The sequence below is a fragment of the Halobacteriovorax sp. RZ-2 genome (assembly GCF_043196685.1).
In the GTDB taxonomy this organism is placed as follows: Bacteria; Bdellovibrionota; Bacteriovoracia; order Bacteriovoracales; family Bacteriovoracaceae; genus Halobacteriovorax_A.
The window spans coordinates 54113-74368 of sequence record NZ_JBEBMR010000004.1; the positions used below are offsets into that span (position 1 = coordinate 54113).

The window sequence follows — 20256 nt, forward strand, 5'->3', positions numbered from 1 at the left end:
AAAAAAGAGGAGGCAACTATGTCCTATTCAGGACCATAGTCGCCTATATGATTAGTTTATCCGATTAGTTTTAATGCCACATTTGGCACTTGGTTTGCCTGTCCAAGAACAGAGGCTCCCGCCTGAATTAAGATGTTGTTCTTAGTCATGTCGGCAGTTTCTTTTGCCACATCAACATCTCTGATTCGCGATTTAGCTGCACTTAAGTTCTCGTCGCTAACACCCAAGTTGTTGACTGTTGATGTAAGTCTATTCTGTAACGCACCCATATTAGCGCGATAACCGTTGACTGCGACCAACGCATCGTCAAGTTTCTTAAGAACTGCTTGCGAGCCTTCTTTAGTAGCAACACTTTCTGAGGAAAGTCCCAGCGCTGTAATAGTTGCGTCAGACCCTGCTGCATCGTACGTGAGTCGATCAAGCATTGGATCATTGTTGACACCAACTTGAAATTCCAGCCTGCCTCCTGTCCCATCGAGCAGTTGCGTTCCGTTAAAGTTTGAAGACTTTGCGATCCTATCGATCTCGTCTTTAAGCTGTTGGAACTCGATGTCTGAAAATGCCCTTTCAGTATCCCCAATCGTGTCAGAGGCAGTTTGTACTGCAAGCTCTCTAAGACGAATGATGATATTTGAAACTTCATTTAATCCACCTTCTGCTACTTGGACAAGTGAGATTGCATCGTTTGCGTTTCTCTTTGCTTGCCTCATACCTCTGATCTGTGCTTTTAAGTTTTCACTAATTGCCAGTCCAGCGGCGTCATCTCCAGCTCTTGTAATACGTTCACCTGAAGATAATTTTCTTAAGTTGTCCCCAACTCTTTTATTTGTAAGTGACATTGCTCTTTGTGCTGCGATAGATGCCACGTTTGTATTAATTCTGATACCCATGATTAGTCTCCTTCAATCATCATATAAACCTCCTGTTTGATAATTGAGCTTCCAGCTCAATAAATTCGTTAATAATTAAATAATGCTTCTACGGATAAACCAATCATTCCTCTTTATATATTTTGCCAAGCAATCAAAGGTTGCAGTCTCCAATTGCCGTACATAACTTATCCAGTAGTATGCATATTATTGACTCCGTGTTCTTTACTCTAAACTTTTCTAAACAATGCTAGTGCCATCCGGCGCTGTCAGGGATTATTACCCTTGAGCAGCAGCCTGGATTAAGCTTAGTGCACTGTTTGTACTAGTGTTCGCTTGAGCAAGAACCGAAGTACCGGCAGTCATTAGAATGTTTTGTTTTGTTAAGTTTGCAGTTTCTGCTGCTACGTCAGTGTCTCTTACACGAGAGTTTGCTGCACTTAAGTTTTCAATCGACGTTGCAATATTATTTACCGTTGACTGAAGTCTGTTTTGAAGAGCACCAAAGTCCGCTCTAATACCAGATACAGAGATAATCGCCTGATCAATTGATGATAGAGAGTTCTGTGCAGAAATCTTATCAGCAACTGATGCTAAGTTAAGACCAAGAGCTGCTACGTTTACGTCAGCTGATGATGCATCAAACGTTAAACGATCTGATATAGGGTCATTACGCGTACCGATTTGAATATCAAATACTGCACCTGTACCATTTAGTAGTGGTACTCTGTTGAATTCTGTTGAGTTAGCGATACGATCAACTTCAGAAGTTAATTGTTCGAATTCTACGTTTAGGAACTTTCTTTCAGTTGCTCCAATAGTATCCGAAGCTGCTTGTACTGATAGTTCTCTAAGTCTAATTAAAATATTTGAAACTTCACCTAAAGCACCTTCAGCAATCTGAACTAGTGAAATACCGTCTTCTGCGTTTCTTTCAGCTTGTCCAAGACCTCTAATTTGAGCCTTTAGGTTTTCAGAGATTGCTAGACCTGCGGCATCGTCACCCGCTCTGTTAATTCTCTGACCTGATGATAATTTTTCTAGGGATTGTTGCATACCAAGACGTGTTCCACGTAGGTTTCTCTGTGCGTTTAGAGATGCAACGTTCGTGTTAATTCGTAGTCCCATTCTATCCTCCTTGACTGGGTACCGACAAGATTCCTTCCTGTCAGTCAGCTGAAATCCATACAGCTGTACAATTGTTACACCACCTTATCGCTCCAAATTCTTAACTCTTTAGAAAAAAATTGTATATTTCTTATACGAAACTTTTTGCCTAGTTAAGAAGTTAACCCAGTGTTTATGGGGCTTTTGAAATCTGGATTAATTTGTTCAAGATTTTAATTAGAAAAAACTGTAAAATATATGGACATGATACTTACAACTTTAGATCAATATTCTCACTTAAAAGACATACTCAATAAAGAAATTGAAAAAGCTTTTCATTATAAAGATGGCAATAGCTTTAACACTGATTTCTTCCAATTAATGAAAGAGAGCAATCATAATAACTGTCATCTTCTTCTTGATGAGAATGAGAATTTAATCGCCCATATAGGAGTAAGGCCAGTCACACTACATTATAAAGGCCAAGAATTAAAAACATTACTTCTTGGAGGTATTGTCACTAAAGAAGAGTTTCAAGGAAAAGGACACTTTAAAGAACTCTATAATCATATAAAGAGTATCTATAAAGATAACTACTCACTCGCTATTCTTTGGAGTGATAATATGAGTGTCTACAAAAAGCTTGGCTACTCTCAATTCGGTTTAACGGCCGTAATTGGTGACATTCCTTCAACTGAAGAAGAAATTAAGCGTAGAGGCTACCAGGACATATCTATCCAAGAGATTCCAAAAGACAAATTGGCCAAGAAATACAACGAGTCTTATAAAGAGACTATTTCTATTAAAAGATCTTTAACAGAATGGAATGATATTCAAAAAATCTCTTCGATGAAAATATATATGAATGAATATGATGACTATCTCTTCTTTGAGAAGGGGCAAGATTTAAAAGGAATTATTCACGAGTGTTCTTTTGCTAATAATAAAGAAGAGCTTTCTAAATTCAAAGGTCTACAGTTACTTAACCCAACCCCTTTAGACGATGATTCATTCTATATTCATCTAGCATGGGGAAAAGTTATAAATACTTCGGACTTTTCAAAATTCTTAAGTGCCATTACAAATGGTCAGGTTTCGATTTCAGAATTTCTAGCAGATTCAAATAAGATAACACTAACGATAAACAACGAGTCATATTTATTTAAAAGAGAAGAACTTCTCCCTCTTCTTTTTGGCCCAGAACAAGCAATTGAACTGCAAAGCCTAATACCTCAAATCTATATTACTGGTGCTGATAGTATTTAATTACGATGCTTAAGTGTTCCATAACCGATAGCTCCTAAAGATAATAACCACAAGATTAAAGTTATGGTTGGATAATCGAGAAGCGCACCTTGATAGAGATCCTGCTCGGAGACAAATGACTTCCCAGCAAAAAACAACACTCCGCCAAGAATATAAAAAGATAATAATCTTACACTACTTGCAAGTGAAGCAATTGGCTTCCAGATTCCTTTATGCCTAATTTTTACTGCATAATTATTCTTTGCAAACTCTTTCAAAAACCACTTAAGATGTCTTGGAACAATTCGAGACGCACTTAAAACATCTTTTGCAATCCACATTCCATCTTCAATAAAGCTATCAGTTGAGAAGCTATCTTTGATAATGTCATTGATATCTCCTTCTAAAAGGTTGAAGATATCAAAGTCAAGATCAAGAGACTGCCCCACTCCATCAAGAGTTATCAATGCTCTAAAGACAACGAACCATTCACTTGGTAAGAAAATATGATGTTCTCTAAGAGTTGTAATAATAGAACTTATAATTAGAGAAAAGTTAGTTTGTTGAACAGTTAGTCCAATCTGTGGACCAATTGCATTCTTTATATCAACAATAAGCTTATCTACATCTGGTACAGTTTCATAAACTGCAACATCTAAAAACTCATAAACTAAGTTTTCAAAATTTTGAGTTAAGATGGCATAGATAATCGCGATAAAGTTTTGGCGAGCATTCTTAGAAAGATTTCCAACAAGGCCAAAATCAATCAGAGCTATTTTTCCATTTGGAAGATAAAAGAAGTTTCCACCGTGAAGGTCTGCGTGAAAGAAACCTTCATTTAGAAAACATCGCATAAAGATTTTCACGCATTCATCGAGCTTAGAATCTAAATCAGCGATATGCTCACTAATCCTAGCGCTATCACTAAAAGGTATCCCCTCAATTAGTTCCATGACCAAGAGGTCGTGGCAAGTAAAGTCTTTATAAATTTTAGGTAAATGAAAAATTTCTGATGAGTCGTACTTTGCAATTATTTTCTTCAGTTTCTCACAATTAAGAGCTTCAACATTGAAGTTTAATTCACTTTGAAGTGAGAAAGAAAAATCTTCTAGAACTTTAGAGAAGCCCAAGAACTTAAAATCATCTGCCGCCTTCTCTGTTTGAGTTGCCAAGAAGATAAGAATTGAAAGATCAGTTTGAATGATTCGATCAATCCCAGGTCTTTTAACTTTTAAGACAACTTTTTCACCAGTTAGTAATTCAGCTCGATAGACCAATCCAATTGAAGCGGTACCAATCGGCTGCTCCTCAATACTTTTAAAGACTTCTTCAATCTTTTTCCCTAGTGATGCTTCAACATTCTTTTTGATACCTGAGAAAGGAATCGGCTTCACTTCATCTCTAAGTTTTTTCATATGCTTGATGAAGTCTTCATCAAAGATATCTTCTCTCGTACTAAGTAGCTGGCCAAATTTAACAAAGGCAGGCCCAAGCTCTTCAAAACAAAGTCTTAGGCGATATCCCATCACATCTCCCCATGAATTGTCATGAACAGAAACCTTTTGTGACTCTTCACTTTTTCTTGGGAAAACAAAGTTTGGAATTATATTAATAACATTCTGAGAAACAAACTCATCGAGGCCATTTTTAGCAAAAACAGTAGCAATCTCTCTTAAACGAGAAATATTTCTAATTGTTTTCGTTATTTTAAAACTCGTCGTTATTAGGCCCACATAATATCCTTTAGAAAATATCTATTATTTTATCACGATAGAATCAAAAGGTGCATAGCCCTATTGCCAGAAAAATGGTAAAAATAAGGAGTGAAAGAATTTTTTATTATTACATCGCTTTTATTTTCTCTAGTGACTCATGCAAATGATGAGACTTGCTCGCGCGTTGCAGTAATTAACCAACAAGAGATTCTTATTGATCCAAGCTCCTCATTAAAGGGAGAAGGCCTACGCTACCATCTTGAAAAAGATAAAGTGGCCCTAAGTTATTTAAATGATTATCAATCACTACAAGAAGATATTTGGCGTCCTGCAATAATGGGAACTGTTGGTTCGGGCCTTATTTTATCGGCCTTCCTAACAAACCCTAGCTCAAATACCAGAAGAAGCCTTATTGCATCAGGAACGGTTGTTCTTATTCTCAACTACTTATTAACGAAAACAATTCAAACAAGTAATGAAGAGTTACTTTATAAGAGTATTGATGAGTACAATAAGAGACAAGAACCTAAGATTTTTCTAAAGTCAGACGATCAAATTAATACGCCTGAAGTTTATATTGAAAAAAGCTGGAGCTTCTAATGATGGACAATAAAGAAATCACTTGCCACGCGTGTCATAAACCACTAGATCTTCAACCGGGACAGAAAATCTCATTAAAAGAAGAGTGTCCATATTGCTACGCTAGTGTTCATTGTTGTAAAATGTGTAAGTTCTACGACATTACGGCATATAACGAGTGTCGCGAATCAAGTGCTGATCGCATTGTTGAGAAAGAAAAAGCTAATTTTTGTGATTACTTCGTCCTCAAGGGCGGTGGTGATGGCGGAGATAGTAAGGGTGACCTTCTTGCCGCTGCAAACGCATTATTTAAATAAAGGAATTATTAATGGCAAATCCAATAACAAAACAAGGTTACGATACAATTCAAACTGAGCTTGATCACTTAATCAAAGTAGAAAGAGAAGAGCTTAAGGTTACAATTGCGGAAGCAAGAGAGCTGGGTGATTTAAAAGAAAATGCTGAGTATCACGCGGCCAAAGAAAAACAAGGTGTTGTTGAAGGACGTATCTCACAACTTCAAGGAATTCTTGCGAGCTGTGAAGTTATCGACCCTAGTACAATTAAATCAGACAAGATTGTTTTTGGAGCAACTGTCTCAATTTTAAATATGGAAACTGATGAATCACAAACTGTTAAGATTGTTGGTGAGTCGGAGTCAGATATGAAGAAAGGGCTTATTTCATATAATAGTCCATTAGGTAAAGCACTTATTGGTAAGGAAGAAGGCGACGAAGTTCTAGTGCGTGCACCAAAAGGTGATATTGAATATGAGGTGGAGAGCATTGAGTTTAAATAAGGATATTCTATCTACTCAAATTTCTGATCTCTACGCAAAGCCTACCAAAACACTCGAAGCGCTTAATAAAAAAAATATACATACAATTAACGATTTGCTTTGGCTTATGCCAAGGCGAATTGTTAAATTGCCAGAAATTGCTAAATTTGATTACGCAAATATTGGCGACTTCTTTCGTGGTCGCGCAACAATTGTTTCGATGCAAGCAAAGCCAAACTTTAAGTCGAGAGGAAAAGGTAGAGCTGTATTACTCAATATCGCTGTTACCGTAAAAGATGACTTAAGTGACAATTATATAACTTTAAAATGGTTTAACGCTTACCAGTCAATTCAGAAGAAACTTGAACAGCTTAAGCACCTCGAATTCCTAGGTGTTGTCTCAGTATTTAATGAATCAATGCAAATTGTTAACCCTGAAGTTTTTGAAGTTGGTAAATCTGAATCTGAAAGTGGACTGCGTATCACCTACCCGACAATCGATAGTGTGAAGTCACATCATATTCAAAAAGTCTTTGATAAATTACCAAATGGATTCTGGGATAAGATTCCAGAAATTATCCCTAGTAATATACTTGAAGACAAAGGCCTTCTATCTCGTAGTATGGCCTTTAAATATCTCCACGGCAGAGTTCCTTCTAACGAATGGAGCCAGGAGAAATTTGATCAAGCGAGACGTAGAATTATTTATGAAGAATTCATCTATGATCAACTCAAGATAAAACTACGAAAAAATAAGAGAACTGAACTATCACGCAATAGCCTCGAAATAAGTACAGAGCAAGTACAAAAGGCAAAGTCTCTTTATCCTTACGAGCTTACTACTGATCAAGACAAGGCCCTCAACGATATTGTCTCAGACTTTGAAGGGACAACACCTTCAATGCGACTAATTCAAGGAGACGTAGGTTGTGGGAAAACGACTGTTGCCGTTGCCTCTGCTTACTTAATCCTAAAGACAGGTGGGCAAGTCGCTCTTATGTGCCCTACTGAAACTTTAGCACTTCAACACTACCGAGAAATAGAAGAAATTCTTGGCAGTGAATTTAATGTTGAACTTCTTGTTGGGAGTACTAAGGGCAGTGAAAAGAAAAAAATAAATGAATCTTTAGAAAATGGTAATTGTAATATCGTAATAGGAACTCACTCTCTTTTTCAAGACAGTGTAAAATTCAAGAATCTTGAACTAGCTATTATCGACGAGCAACATAAATTTGGTGTCGAGCAAAGAATAAAACTAATGAAGAAAGGTGAAAATCCTCATTGCTTAATTATGTCTGCAACACCTATTCCACGCTCTCTTAGCCTAACCAAATATGGCGACCTTGATATCTCCATCATTAAAACAATGCCAGGAGGAAGAAAAGGTCAGAAAACTCGTATTGTAACAAATACAAATTTAAATAACTACTTAAGCTTTGTGAAAACAAGACTTGAGATGAAAGAGCAAGCCTACGTTGTCGTCCCGGCAATTGAAGAGTCTGAAAATGATGATATCAGAAACCTTGAACATACTTATGAGCTTTACAAAAAATACTTCCCTGAGTTTAGGATTGCCTATCTACATGGAAGAATGTCACCAGATGAAAAGCAAGCAGCAATTACAGAGTTTAAGGAACATAAGACAGATATTCTAATTGCGACCTCAGTTATTGAAGTTGGTATTAATATTATTAACTCAACTATTATGGCCATCCTAAGCCCTGAAAGATTTGGACTTAGTAGTCTTCATCAGATGAGAGGACGTGTTGGACGAGGAAATAAGCCAGGCTTCTGCTTTCTTGTCACAGACAGAGAAATCACACCTGACAGCATGCAAAGGCTACAAGTTATCGAAAAATACACCGATGGATTTAAAATTGCTGAAGAAGATTTAAAGATTCGAGGAGAGGGAGATCTCTTTGGTCAAGAGCAATCAGGAGTCGTCACTCAGAAAAGATTGGCCAATATCGTCCTCAATCAAGACATCCTATACGAAGCAATTGAGGATATTAAGAAGTACCCTAATGACTTTGATTCCATCATCAATTTTATGAACCATGATGAAAAAGTTTTCACTACGATTTAACTTAGCAAAAAACTCAGATCGAGTATAAAATAGAACTATGATTCACTTAAAAGTATTAAAAACAAATGACCTTTTATCTCTAGGAGAATATCGCTTTGATCTTCCTAGGGTTTATATTGGAAGTTCTATTCACAATAACTTGATCATTGAAGATAAAAGCATTGATAAAGAAATTGGAGTTCTGAAGTCTATCAGTCATTACTTAGTCTTTGAAACGAATAACTCTTATAAAGTAAACTCTAAGGCGGTTGAAGGTATCGTTAGATTAGAAAAGGGTGATATCCTTGAGTGCCAAGGAGTACAGATACAAATACTTGAATTTCTTAAAAGTGAAGAAAGTGACTTTCAAGACTATTACAAATACCTTGAAAAATTAAAAGTAGAAGATCCTGCAAAGTACGAGTTTATTCAATCTCTCGAAGAACATTATATTACTCTAACTGGAAAATACGACGATGACTTCTTGGAGAAATAAAGCAAAGTATCATCAAGTGGATGAAACAACTAAAATTCAATATTGGACGAATATTGAAAATTTAGAGCAAGAACATAATCGTGTCATAGTATTCAATTACGGACTAGTTTGTAATATAAGGCATTTTGTCTATCAGATTGATCACTATGAAAAACTTGGATATAAAATCCTACTACATGATTACCGCGGACACTATCAATCAGAAACCACTCAAGGTGTTGAGTCTATCACATTTAAGAATATTGTTAGTGATCTCAATTCGTTAATCAGATCTCTTAATATCAAAACATCAATACATATCGGACACTCGATGGGAGTAAATGTCACACTTGATTATGCTCATAAATTTCCAGAAGAGGTACAAAAAATTGTTTTGATTTCAGGAACAATCTTTCCTCCACAAGATGTTATGTTTGATTCAAATATTATTGATATGACAGAGCCTTATATCAAAGAGTTAAAAAGCAAGTGGAAGTCTCAATTTCAATTCATCTGGAAAAACGTTTACCGTAATCCTCTTGCCAGTGCACTGGTTTGGAATGGCGGCTTCAACATTAAGAAAACAAATATTGAATTTGTAGAGTACTATATGAAGAAGCTTGGAGAACTATCTCCAGATATCTTTTTTCAGCTACTCGATCAAATGAGAGATCAAAGAATCATTAAGGAGCTTGAGGAAATTAAAACTCCGACACTAATCATTGGTGGTGACAAAGATAAAGTCATTCCAAATTACTTACAACAAATCCTTCATGACAGTTTAAAGAATTCAGAGCTCTATATCATTAAAAACGGAAGCCATGTTCCGCAAGTTGATTTCCCAGATTTTATCAATGAAAGAATTGATTTATTCTTGAACTAAACCTTTATGGATTAATAGCTTTTTGAAAACACGATTCATTGCATAGATGCGTTGCGCTTTCTTATATTCACTATGTGATGCTTCACCTTCTGAATTAATTCGATAAGAAGTTTCATCAACAACTTGAACTTCAAAAGGGTAAAAGAATCTGATATCTCTTGCTAGTGAAGAAAAGTCTAAACCAAGTAATTCCTTAGCAACTGCTGAATCCTCTTCTTTAGCAAGTTTTCTTAATTTGAAGAACTCTGCTAAGAAAGGGTTCTTATACTTAATTAGCTGACGACAAGTAAATTGAACTGAACGGTACTTTGCAGAAGAATGTAAATTATTTTCATTCTTTAAATTATCAAAGCTACATTCATCAATTTCTCGATTCACTGCTGAAACAAATCTCTCCTCAGAAAGATTATTCCTTAACGCCATTTTAACCAGGCTTGAATACTTTGTTCTAAAATGATTGATATCAAAAATTGTATTCAAAGATCTTGAAGGCTTAATATTATGAGGAGTTACAACATAATTACGAATTAAAAATTGAAGAACTTTTAAAATATCTAACTTATTTTTTGTAACTAAACGAACACCTACTCTATCAAAAAGTTCTTCAGCAACGTTTTCGGCCTTATGAAGTAACTTAATAATAACACTATCACGGGACTTCTTTGATTTCGTTTCAAAATCAACGAGAGGAATTGAAATATCTCCCGATTTCAAGAAAAGATTATTCTCTTGATCACGGTGAAGATAGCGATAGAATTTATCAAAGATTTGAGTTTGAATTTGATTAAAGTAATTGGAACGAAGATCTTTATCAGCATGCAAGATAGTGTGCATTACTTTTAAAACAATTTCCGCCCAAAGTTGTTCCTCAACTGTATGATCTGAATTCCCAGTGGCCATAAGAAATAAACCACTAATGTCTGTAACAGTATAAAGAGAGTTAGGAATCTCTAGATCAAGTCCATCTGGAGTTCCATCTTTTAAGAAATAACGTTTAATGAATTGGACAGCTTCTTGAAAGTTACCAAATAACTCTGCTCTTGAAACAGGATCTTCTGTATCTAGGCCATAACCTTTTAAGAATTTATTTACTTCTGTGATGTCATCCAGCTTGGCAACAAAGAAGTTTGAGTCGAGTGCAGATTTACCACCTACAACAACATCAAATACATCCCAGTCGAAAATATAATTTTTTAAATAATCAGGTCGATTCATAAAGTTACTTTGTTCTATCGTTGAGTAATGCTACCATAAGCCCATGAAGACAGAAAATCAGCTAAAAAATACAAAAAAACTGACATTAAAGTCACTAACTGACTTAAGAATTCTTTTTCTTACATTTTTTGGTGCAGGACTTGCGCCAAAAGCACCAGGAACAGTTGGAAGTTTAGTAACAATTATCCTTCTCTATTTTGTTGGTAAGCTGAACGCACCTTTTTTCTTCTTCATCCCCTTTCTTCTAATCCTAACAATTGGTGCAGTTTTCATAACTGGTGTTATTGAAAAAGAATACGATTGTGTCGACCCATCATGGATTGTTATTGATGAAGTTATTGGGATTTGGATTGCGTCATTCTTCATACTTGATCACAGTTACGTAAGTTACGTAGCGATTTTTGCCCTCTTTCGCCTCTTCGACATTTGGAAAATAGGACCAGTGAAATACTTCGACAACCGTAAAGACGCACTAGGAACTACGTTTGACGATATTGCAGCGGGTCTTATGGCCGGTATCTGCTACATCCTTACTTTTAAATTGTTAGAATTTATCTCTTGACTTACGCAAAACTTACGCTAAAAATATTTATAAGCAAAAAGTAAAAAATTAGAAAGTCATCTAGTTAGATCTTTTAATTAACTGTACTTACACAGAAGTTAAAAATCCTCCTTTTTGCATTAGCTGATAACAGATAAATTTGGTAGAACAAAGTAAATAGAAAAACGGAGAGCTTATGGCCACAACATCAACTGAAAAGAACAACAAGCAAAAAGCATTAGACCTAGCACTTTCAACAATTGAAAAACAATTTGGTAAAGGTGCAATTATGAAGCTGGACACTGAAAATGGTCCAGAAAAAATTCCAGCGATTCCAACAAGCTGTTTAGGTCTAGATTTAGCACTTGGTGTAGGTGGTGTTCCTAAAGGTCGTATTATCGAAATCTATGGTCCAGAATCATCAGGTAAGACAACACTAACTCTTCACATTGCTGCAGAAGCGCAGAAACAAGGTGGTACAGTAGCATTTATTGATGCTGAGCACGCTCTTGATACTGTATATGCGCAAAAGCTTGGTGTTGATATTCCAAATACTCTTATTTCTCAACCAGACAGTGGTGAGCAAGCTCTAGAAATTACAGATATGCTTGTACGCTCTGGTGCAGTTGATCTTCTAATTGTTGACTCTGTTGCAGCACTTACTCCAAGAGCTGAACTTGAAGGTGACATGGGTGATTCACACATGGGTCTTCAAGCAAGACTAATGTCACAAGCACTTAGAAAGCTAACTGGTTCTATTAACCGTTCAAATACAACTGTAATTTTCATTAACCAACTTCGTATGAAAATCGGTGTTATGTTCGGTAACCCTGAAACAACGACTGGTGGTAACGCTCTTAAGTTCTACTCTTCAGTAAGACTTGATATCAGAAGAACTGGTGCTATTAAGAACGGTGACGAAGTAATTGGTAACAGAACGAAAGTAAAAGTTGTTAAAAACAAAGTAGCTCCTCCATTCAAAGTTGTTGAGTTCGATATTATGTACGGACAAGGTATTTCACAGACAGGTGACCTATTAGATCTTGCTGTAGCAAATAATATCGTTGGAAAAGCTGGTGCATGGTTCTCATATAATGAAGCTAAGATCGGTCAAGGACGTGAGAACTCAAAACAATATCTAGCAGATAACCCAGAAGTTGCTCTAGAGATTAAAAATAGAATTCTTGCCCTACACGGACTAATTGAAGATAACACTGTTGTAGATCAAGCAACTGGTGAAATTATCGAAGATGAGCCAGTAGTTGAAGAAAAGAAGACTAAGAGCAAGTCTAAGTCTAAAAAAGTAGTTCAATAAACAAATATAGCCCCTTAGGTTTCTATCCTATCGAATGATAGATATTAATATTAAGGGGCGCCCTTTAAAATGAATCTCTCAAAATGACCCTCAAAGAAACTATCGATAAACTTCCGCTTGGAGAATCTGAAACAAAATCAGAGGACATACGTTCATTCAAACGAGCTTATCAATACTGCATCTGGCTTCTTTCAAAGAGAGATTACTCAAGATATAAACTATCTCAAAAACTCTACGAAAAAAAATACACTCCATTCATTGATCAACTACTCGACTTCTTAGAAGAGGCCAAGTATCTACAAGAAGAACAATATATTCGTACTCGAATTAAAACCTTCATGTACAAGGGTTTAAGTAAGAGAAATATTCTGAATAAATTACGTGCAGAAAGAGTTGAACCAAGCACAGAGCTTATCGACGAGCTGTTTGATGAGTATAGATATACTGAAAATGGTCAATTACGCGAGTTAATTAACAAGAAATTGCGCTCTAAGGGTGTTTCGGCCCTCGAGGATTTTAATTTTAAGCAAAAGTTGATACGCTTTCTTTTGTCAAAAGGACATTCATACGACAAAATTAATACTGAACTAAAAAATGTCCAAAATGATGAGGAAAGTAATGCACAAAACTACCCTTTTTAATTTCATTCTTTTTATCTTATTACTACCTCTAGTATCGTGTAGAGTTGATAGAGATGATAAGAATACACTTCGATTTCCTTTAACAGAATCGATTTCTACAATTGACCCAGTAAATGCATATGACTCGGTATCGATGTCTGTAATTTATCAAGGGTATGAACAATTATTTGAATATCACTATCTAAGAAAACCATTAAAACTTGTTCCTCTTTTAGCAGAAGAAATGCCACAAGTTTCAGATGATGGACTTACATATACAATTAAAGTTAAAGAGGGAGTTCAATACCACGATCACCCAGCTTTCAACGGACAACCACGTTATGTAGAGGCCCAAGATTTTATTAACCAAATCAAACGTCTAGCTTTTACACCGTATCGTAGTAATGGTTGGTGGCTATTTGATGGAAGAGTTGTTGGTTTAAATAAGTTTAGAAAAGAAGTTGGAAGTGATTTTGAGAAGCTTTTATCAACTAATGTTGATGGACTTAAAGCTCTTGATAAGAGAACACTTCAGATTAGACTTATTGCTCCCTACCCTCAAATGCTAAATGCTCTTGCAATGAGCTTTACTTCACCAATGCCAGCTGAAGTTATGAAGAAAGAAACTTTTCTTGATGAGTTAATAGGGACAGGGCCATATAAATTAGATAAGTGGTTTCGTGGTTCAAAACTTTTCATGAGCCGATTTAATAACTATCACAAGTCTTTCTACCCAGGAAAAGGTGATCGCTTTGCCCATAGTAAGAACCTTTTAACGGATGCTGGTAAACGCGTTCCTTTTATCGATAAGATTGAATTTCATATTATTAAAGAAGCTCAAACAAGATGGCTGCAATTTATGTCTGGTAAACTCGACTTCCTTAGAGTTCCAAAAGATAACTATCATTCACTTGTTTCACCTAGCGGAGAGCTTACAGAGGAATTTCGCGACAAGAAGATCACTCTTGATATCTTTTCAAGTTTCACTTATTGGTGGTTCTCATTCAATATGAAAGACCCAATTGTAGGAACAAATAAGAATTTAAGATTAGCAATTGCACACGCTGTAAATGTTGAAAAGTATATTAAGACATTTACAAATAATATTGGGTTAAAGGCAAACTCAATCTATCCTCCAGGAATCCCGGGTTATGACCCATCAAGAAAGCTTCCGTATTCATATAATATTGAAAAGGCAAAAGAGTATCTAAGAAAGGCCGGATACCCAGATGGAAAAGGGCTTCCAACTCTTGTCTATGATACGAGAGCATCATCGACGACACAAAGACAACGTGCAGAACTTCTTAAGCAAGATCTTGAAGCAATTGGTATTAAAATGAAAATTCAACTTAATACATTCCCTGCATTCTTAAAGAAATCAAAAGAAGGAAAACTTCAAATTTGGTTAGATGGTTGGACTCTTGATTATCCAGATAGTGAAAACGTTCTTCAGTTATTAACAACTAAGAACCAAGCTCCTGGCCCTAATGTTTCAAACTACTCAAATGCTGATTTTGATAAGAAATTTGAAAGTATTAAAGTAATGAATGATAGTGATGAAAAATATCTTCTGATGTCTCAAGTTGAAGATATTGTTTTAGAAGACCTTCCATGGGTACTTCTTTACTATTCACGTGACTATATCGTTTATCATAACCGACTAAAAAACTTCAGATATAACGACCTTGTTGTTAATAAAGTTAAATACTTAAGATTAAAATAGTAAATAAGCACCATATTTCGGGGGAATATATTTCCCCCGAATTTCGACAATACTGCCCCTATCATTTTTTTCCCCATATTTCCGAATAGTAGATCAGTACGCTTGTAAAGCCTACTACTGCAACAAAGGAAGTAATGAATGAAGACTCTTGCACATTTCATACTCGTCATCATAGGGATACTATTTCAAGCTCAAGTCATGGCAAATGACTATATGATCTATTCTGTAGAACATGAACTGCCAATGACCAATGACGTTCAAGAAATTCAAAAAAACTACTACGTAAACTTAGGTGAAAAACAAGGTATTAAGAATGGTACCTTACTTGATGTGTATCGTGTTGTGATTTTAAACGATCCATATGATCGTGAGAAACGCTACCGTCACAAGATGAAAGTTGGACAACTTGAAGTTATTCATCATGACTCTGATACCTCAATTGCAGTAACAAAGAATTTTAACGATAAAGAAAGACATCCTATTTTAGAGATACCTGCATTTATGGTTGGAGACCAGGTTAACGTAAGTCTCAATTAGAGCGTTCATGGAGCAGAAACCTTCTTTGCTTAAGAAGTTCTATCTGCTCTTTAATGGCCTTCGTGGCCTTCCTTTGTCTTCTTATCAGCTCTTCATCTCCACCTTGTTGTTCTAAAAGCTTCAACACCTTTGCGGCCATTCCATCTGCAATAGCTAGCTTATTAGACATTTCATGAAGAAACTTTCTTTCTTCTAAGGCAAGTTCAACAATTGTAGAGTCATCCATTAGTCACCAAAATATTTATAACTTAACACTTCACCAAAAAGTGTTTGTGATTCAATTCTTATTACATCAATCTTAAAAATATAGTAACCAATTGCCAAATCACATGGGCCATTTTTAAATATTAAATCAATTTTTCTTAATATATTTCCAGCGCAAATACCGTGGAATTTTTGTTGATAATGTTTAACCGATTCTAATACTGATTGATGTTCGATAAATATAAATAATTGTTGCTTCATAGGATATTATTATGCAAGTAAAGTACTCAACAAATAGAGCTAAGTGACTTAAATTACATAACTAAAGTATAAGTACTTCTAAATATTTTAAATATTTAGGCCCTATCTCTAGACAAAAACAGCGCTTTGTCCTATAAAAATAACTTAAGTCACATTTAATTTTTCGGAGTGCACAAAATGGCAAGAATTACGATTGAAGACTGTCTAGAAAAAGTTGAAAACCGCTATGAGTTAGTACACCTAGCTGCTAAACGCGTAAAGCAATTAAGAGATGGTGCAGACCAACTTGTTAAGAGTAAAAATAAAGATGTTGTTACAGCACTTAGAGAGATCGCAGCTGGTAAAGTTAAGCACGCTCCAGTAAGTGAGTACGATTCAGACGAATTCTAAGTCGAATTTAATTTTTTTTAAATTATTTTGAATATAAGAAAGGCCCTAATTAGGGCCTTTTTTATTACTTAAATTTTGGTTTGAATTTTGGTAGCGCAATTTTTAAAACTTCATTAAAGTGTGCTACAGGATAGAACTTCATTCCTTTTCTATGTCTTTCAGGAACTTCTTTTAAATCCTTTTCATTATCAATTGGTAACATAATATTCGTAATACCTGCTCTCTTTGCAGCTAATACTTTTTCTTTAATCCCACCAACAGGAAGAACCTTACCTGTTAAAGATAGCTCACCAGTCATGGCCAGATTACTCTTAATAGTCACATTGTGAGCAAGTGAGTAAAGAGCAAGTGCCATTGTAATACCTGCAGACGGACCATCTTTTGGAGTTGCACCAGCAGGAAGGTGAAGGTGAACTTCTCTTTCAGAAAGGAAGTCTTCCATTTCATCTTCGTTTTCATCAGAAGCTTTTCTCTTAGGCTTCATCTTGAAGTATTCTTCCATCTCATTTTGTAGAAGTTGCTTAACATAACTATATGCAAGGTTAGCAGACTCATTCATTACATCACCTAACTGACCAGTTAGCTTGAAACCTTTGCCGTTAAGAGAAAGAGTTTCGATATAAAGAATATCACCACCATAACCTGTCCAAGCAAGACCTGTTGTCATACCAGGACAAAGCTTCTTAAGGGCCTTCTCACTTTGATAGCGAGCAGTTCCTAAGATATCTTCAAGTTCCGTAGGTTTAGGATTAAATACCTTATGTCTCTTGGCCTTAACTTTTTCAAGTGCAGCGCGACGACACATTTTAGCAATCATCTGCTCCATCACACGAACACCTGGCTCACGAGCATAATCTTCGATTAGCTTTTTAAGTGTTGCTTTTGTTAGGCTAATATCTTTCTTTTCTAAACCATGTTTTTTAATCTGTTTTGGAATTACCCATTTAGTAGCAATTGAAAGTTTCTCTTCCATTGTGTAACCACTAAGCTCAATAATCTCCATACGATCTAAAAGTGGCTCAGGAATATCGCCAATATAATTAGCTGTCGAGATGAAAAGAACTTTTGAAAGATCAAAAGGAACATCTAGATAGTGATCAATGAAATTATGGTTTTGCTCAGGATCTAAAACCTCTAAGAGCGCTGATGCTGGATCACCTTGGAAAGATTGTCCAAGCTTGTCGATTTCATCAAGCATGATGACAGGGTTATTCACCTCAACACGCTTCATTGCTTGGATTAAGCGACCAGGCATTGCTCCAACATATGTTCTTCTATGTCCTTTAATCTCTGCCTCATCTCTCATACCACCAAGAGAGAAACGGTAGAATTTTCGACCGAGAGATTCTGCAATTGATTTACCCATCGATGTTTTACCAACACCAGGAGGACCTGCTAAACAAAGAATCGTTCCATCAAATTGTGGCTTTAATTTACGAACGGCCAAGAACTCCATGATTCTTTCTTTCGCTTTCTCAAGGCCATAGTGCTCTTTTTCAAGAATCTTCTGCGCCTTATCCATATCGACATGATCTTCAGTCGACTTTGACCATGGAAGATCGACGATCCAATTTAGGTATGTACGAGTTACATTGTACTCTGGTGATGAATCAGGAATTACCTCTAGTCTTTCAATCTCTTCATTAACAGACTTTAGAACATCTTCTGGAAGTTTCGCTTCAAGAATTCTTTCTTTAAGCTTACTAATGTCACGGGCCTTATCATCTTCTTCCAATCCAAGCTCAGATTTAATAACCTTGAGCTGCTCACGTAAGAAGTATTCTCTTTGATATTTGTTAACTTTGTCATTAACCTCATCAGAGATTTTCTTTTGAATGTCAGCAACATCCTTTTCTCTTTTTAGATATACTAATAGTTTCCCAAAACGTTTCTTAACAACAAGAGTTTCTAGGAAGTCTTGTGCTTCTGGAATATCTAGAGATAGTGCAAATGCAACTAAGTCTGCCAGTGCACCAGGTGAAGAAGAGTTAATCATCGCAAGCTTCATTTCTTCGTTAAAGTAAGCATTTACTTCACTAAGCTTTTTAACCTGATTGATGATTGAACGAGTGTATGCATCTAGTTCTTCATCTTCTTCTAAGATATCATCAAAAACTTCGTACTTAGCTCTTAGTAGTGGAGATTGTTCGTAAATATTAGAAGCACGGTATCTTTTTATACCGTGTACAAGAACGTTTACAGAACCATCTGGTAACTTAAGTCTTTTTACAACCTTACAAAGAACACCTACTTTATAAATATCCTTTGAAGTGATTTCCCTAGAGTCTAGGTCTTCTTGAATAGAAGGATCAATCTCACCTTCTTCATTTTTAAGATCACTCTTAACAAGGTTAAGAGCAAGATAACCACTCTTAATTAGATACTCATCTAATTCAGCAGTGAACTTATCTTCAGTTAAAATAATTGGCGCAATCATTCCCGGAAAAATCGGGCTATTCATAATAGGTATGATTACAACATCTTCAGGGAATTTCTCATCCCCTTGAGAGTCTTTAATTTGCACGTTGTACTCTTCGTATTCATTCATAATAAGTCACACCTACTTTTTAATATCGATTACTAATCGACCTGGATTTTTTAAAGTGAAAACATCAATTGAATGTTTTCCATCAATAACAAGTTCTGCAGAAAGCGTATCGTCTCCAACTGGATAAAAATCTACTTTCTTCACAAGTTTAGAAGTTCCAAAAGAACCAACTTTTTTATTAAGCTTTGTTTTAAAGAAATCTACATAGATCTTATTCTCTTTTTCAGACTTATAACCATAGACTCTTGGAGCCTCATTTGTTTCAAAGTCGAAAACAAGTCTTTCAAAACCTCTTGAGCTACCATTTCCGTGACGAATTGATTTCAGTACAGAATTAGTATTGCTATTTGTCGAATGAAAGATTCCTTTGTTGAAAAAGATTGATCTTTTTTTATCCGGAATTTTACGAATTCTTTCGTTTAATAAATCTTGTGAATAGGCCTTGTGACCCAGAGAAAAAACTGTGATTAACAAAAGTACTTTTAATAGATTCATATTTACCTTCCATGGGATAATTAGTTAAATTTTACTAAATTGCGCGTTAAAAATGAATAGTAAATTTGGATAATTAGACTTTTGATTTTCTTAACTGTGCCGCACCAAGCAATCCAAACAAAAGAGCTAACCAATAGATGTGAATTTTATATTCACTAGATTCTCGAGAATTATCAACTGAAGCAATTTTCCTGCCTCCGGCCTTCTTATGAAAAATATCTTTATCAGTTCCAATTCCTTTCAGTCCCTCACCATAGATACTACTTATCCAAAGATTGAATGTACTAAATGAGTTGGCACCAAATTTTGGATTATCTGGAAAAGCCTGAGAAATAACGGCATCTTCACCATTGCGACCAATTACATTATACACGCCAAGGCGCTCGTTCAATGGATAGAAATCATACTCACCTTTTCTTAAAAGAACGATATAGCGGCGTCCGACAACGAATCTTGGCTTAAGCTTGTTAGGATAATCGATCCCCTGCCAAGTTCCTCCATCATAGACAAAACTAAATGAGTTCTTATTCAAAAGTTGGCGAGAACCAAGTCCAACTGACTTCTCTAATTTGAATGAGACATTAGTTACAACTGATCCATCACTTAATTTCTTAGGAAAGCTACCTTGATAGGTTCCCATAATAATAGCATTGGACTCAGAAAGCTGTTTACTCAATGGGATTTGAAATAA

The 20256-nt window shown here is 35.7% G+C and carries 22 protein-coding genes; 13 read left to right on the forward strand and 9 right to left on the reverse strand.

The window, feature by feature from the left end:
- Positions 1 to 56: 56 nt before the first annotated feature.
- Together ABMA78_RS14590 and ABMA78_RS14595 are read right to left on the reverse strand one after the other, a co-directional pair.
- The gene (locus ABMA78_RS14590; protein ID WP_021267659.1) at positions 57 to 890 is read right to left on the reverse strand and encodes a flagellin; all 834 of its coding nucleotides are present in this window, start codon (positions 888 to 890) and stop codon (positions 57 to 59) included.
- Between the two features lie 258 nt (positions 891 to 1148).
- Positions 1149 to 1997 (reverse strand): flagellin, encoded by an 849-nt coding sequence (locus ABMA78_RS14595; RefSeq protein WP_021267425.1) that lies wholly within the window; start codon positions 1995 to 1997, stop codon positions 1149 to 1151.
- A gap of 243 nt (positions 1998 to 2240) precedes the next feature.
- Between ABMA78_RS14595 and ABMA78_RS14600 the strand changes: the two genes are divergently transcribed.
- Positions 2241 to 3242 (forward strand): GNAT family N-acetyltransferase, encoded by a 1002-nt coding sequence (locus ABMA78_RS14600; RefSeq protein WP_392861111.1) that lies wholly within the window; start codon positions 2241 to 2243, stop codon positions 3240 to 3242.
- Here the strand turns inward: ABMA78_RS14600 and ABMA78_RS14605 are convergent.
- The gene (locus tag ABMA78_RS14605) at positions 3239 to 4954 is read right to left on the reverse strand and encodes an ABC1 kinase family protein (protein ID WP_392861112.1); all 1716 of its coding nucleotides are present in this window, start codon (positions 4952 to 4954) and stop codon (positions 3239 to 3241) included. The two genes, ABMA78_RS14600 and ABMA78_RS14605, sit on opposite strands and share 4 nt — an antisense overlap.
- A 90-nt stretch (positions 4955 to 5044) precedes the next feature.
- On the opposite strand from ABMA78_RS14605, the gene ABMA78_RS14610 reads away from it, so the two are divergent.
- From ABMA78_RS14610 to ABMA78_RS14635, 6 genes are read left to right on the forward strand one after another with little or no spacing between them, the layout of a single operon-like run.
- Entirely contained in the window at positions 5045 to 5536 is a 492-nt protein-coding gene (locus ABMA78_RS14610; RefSeq protein ID WP_392861114.1) for a hypothetical protein, read from the forward strand.
- Positions 5536 to 5832 (forward strand): hypothetical protein, encoded by a 297-nt coding sequence (locus tag ABMA78_RS14615; RefSeq protein ID WP_392861115.1) that lies wholly within the window; start codon positions 5536 to 5538, stop codon positions 5830 to 5832. Before ABMA78_RS14610 ends, ABMA78_RS14615 begins: the two co-directional genes overlap by 1 nt.
- An 11-nt stretch (positions 5833 to 5843) precedes the next feature.
- On the forward strand, positions 5844 to 6314 hold the full coding sequence (gene greA / locus ABMA78_RS14620) for a transcription elongation factor GreA (protein WP_392861117.1): 471 nt from the start codon (positions 5844 to 5846) through the stop codon (positions 6312 to 6314).
- Entirely contained in the window at positions 6301 to 8379 is a 2079-nt protein-coding gene (locus tag ABMA78_RS14625; RefSeq protein WP_392861118.1) for an ATP-dependent DNA helicase RecG, read from the forward strand. Before greA ends, ABMA78_RS14625 begins: the two co-directional genes overlap by 14 nt.
- A gap of 37 nt (positions 8380 to 8416) precedes the next feature.
- Positions 8417 to 8854, forward strand: a complete 438-nt coding sequence (locus ABMA78_RS14630) for a hypothetical protein (protein ID WP_392861120.1) — start codon at positions 8417 to 8419, stop codon at positions 8852 to 8854.
- A complete protein-coding gene (locus tag ABMA78_RS14635; protein ID WP_392861122.1) occupies positions 8835 to 9716 on the forward strand; it encodes an alpha/beta fold hydrolase in 882 nt (293 codons plus the stop codon). The genes ABMA78_RS14630 and ABMA78_RS14635 overlap by 20 nt, the downstream gene beginning before the upstream one ends.
- Here the strand turns inward: ABMA78_RS14635 and ABMA78_RS14640 are convergent.
- Positions 9702 to 10931, reverse strand: coding sequence for a TIGR04552 family protein (locus tag ABMA78_RS14640; RefSeq protein WP_392861123.1), 1230 nt, complete (start codon positions 10929 to 10931; stop codon positions 9702 to 9704). The two genes, ABMA78_RS14635 and ABMA78_RS14640, sit on opposite strands and share 15 nt — an antisense overlap.
- Before the next feature lie 43 nt (positions 10932 to 10974).
- On the opposite strand from ABMA78_RS14640, the gene ABMA78_RS14645 reads away from it, so the two are divergent.
- The 5 genes from ABMA78_RS14645 (at position 10975) to ABMA78_RS14665 (ending at position 15667) form a co-directional block, all read left to right on the forward strand.
- Positions 10975 to 11493 (forward strand): phosphatidylglycerophosphatase A, encoded by a 519-nt coding sequence (locus tag ABMA78_RS14645; protein WP_392861124.1) that lies wholly within the window; start codon positions 10975 to 10977, stop codon positions 11491 to 11493.
- A gap of 175 nt (positions 11494 to 11668) precedes the next feature.
- The gene (gene recA / locus ABMA78_RS14650) at positions 11669 to 12787 is read left to right on the forward strand and encodes a recombinase RecA (protein ID WP_392861125.1); all 1119 of its coding nucleotides are present in this window, start codon (positions 11669 to 11671) and stop codon (positions 12785 to 12787) included.
- 83 nt (positions 12788 to 12870) lie between these two features.
- Complete coding sequence (locus tag ABMA78_RS14655; RefSeq protein ID WP_392861126.1) at positions 12871 to 13428, forward strand: regulatory protein RecX; 558 nt, start codon at positions 12871 to 12873, stop codon at positions 13426 to 13428.
- A complete protein-coding gene (locus tag ABMA78_RS14660) occupies positions 13406 to 15130 on the forward strand; it encodes an ABC transporter substrate-binding protein (RefSeq protein ID WP_392861128.1) in 1725 nt (574 codons plus the stop codon). The genes ABMA78_RS14655 and ABMA78_RS14660 overlap by 23 nt, the downstream gene beginning before the upstream one ends.
- A gap of 138 nt (positions 15131 to 15268) precedes the next feature.
- Entirely contained in the window at positions 15269 to 15667 is a 399-nt protein-coding gene (locus tag ABMA78_RS14665; protein ID WP_392861129.1) for a hypothetical protein, read from the forward strand.
- Here the strand turns inward: ABMA78_RS14665 and ABMA78_RS14670 are convergent.
- Positions 15660 to 15893: a hypothetical protein gene (locus ABMA78_RS14670; protein WP_392861130.1), complete on the reverse strand. Its 234-nt coding sequence runs from the start codon at positions 15891 to 15893 to the stop codon at positions 15660 to 15662. The genes ABMA78_RS14665 and ABMA78_RS14670 overlap by 8 nt on opposite strands.
- Positions 15893 to 16132, reverse strand: coding sequence for a hypothetical protein (locus ABMA78_RS14675; protein ID WP_392861131.1), 240 nt, complete (start codon positions 16130 to 16132; stop codon positions 15893 to 15895). Before ABMA78_RS14675 ends, ABMA78_RS14670 begins: the two co-directional genes overlap by 1 nt.
- Positions 16133 to 16309: 177 nt before the next feature.
- Here ABMA78_RS14675 and rpoZ point away from each other — a divergent pair, with 177 nt between their 5' ends.
- Positions 16310 to 16522 carry a DNA-directed RNA polymerase subunit omega gene (gene rpoZ / locus ABMA78_RS14680; protein WP_021267614.1) on the forward strand — a complete coding sequence of 71 codons (213 nt, stop codon included), beginning with the start codon at positions 16310 to 16312 and terminating at the stop codon, positions 16520 to 16522.
- A 64-nt stretch (positions 16523 to 16586) separates the two neighbouring features.
- Here rpoZ and lon read toward each other — a convergent pair whose 3' ends face one another.
- From lon to ABMA78_RS14695, 3 genes are all read right to left on the reverse strand, one after another.
- Positions 16587 to 19070, reverse strand: coding sequence for an endopeptidase La (lon, locus tag ABMA78_RS14685; RefSeq protein WP_392861133.1), 2484 nt, complete (start codon positions 19068 to 19070; stop codon positions 16587 to 16589).
- 12 nt (positions 19071 to 19082) lie between these two features.
- Positions 19083 to 19565, reverse strand: a complete 483-nt coding sequence (locus ABMA78_RS14690) for a hypothetical protein (RefSeq protein WP_103218451.1) — start codon at positions 19563 to 19565, stop codon at positions 19083 to 19085.
- 73 nt (positions 19566 to 19638) lie between these two features.
- Positions 19639 to 20241, reverse strand: coding sequence for a hypothetical protein (locus tag ABMA78_RS14695; RefSeq protein WP_392861135.1), 603 nt, complete (start codon positions 20239 to 20241; stop codon positions 19639 to 19641).
- Positions 20242 to 20256: the final 15 nt, after the last annotated feature.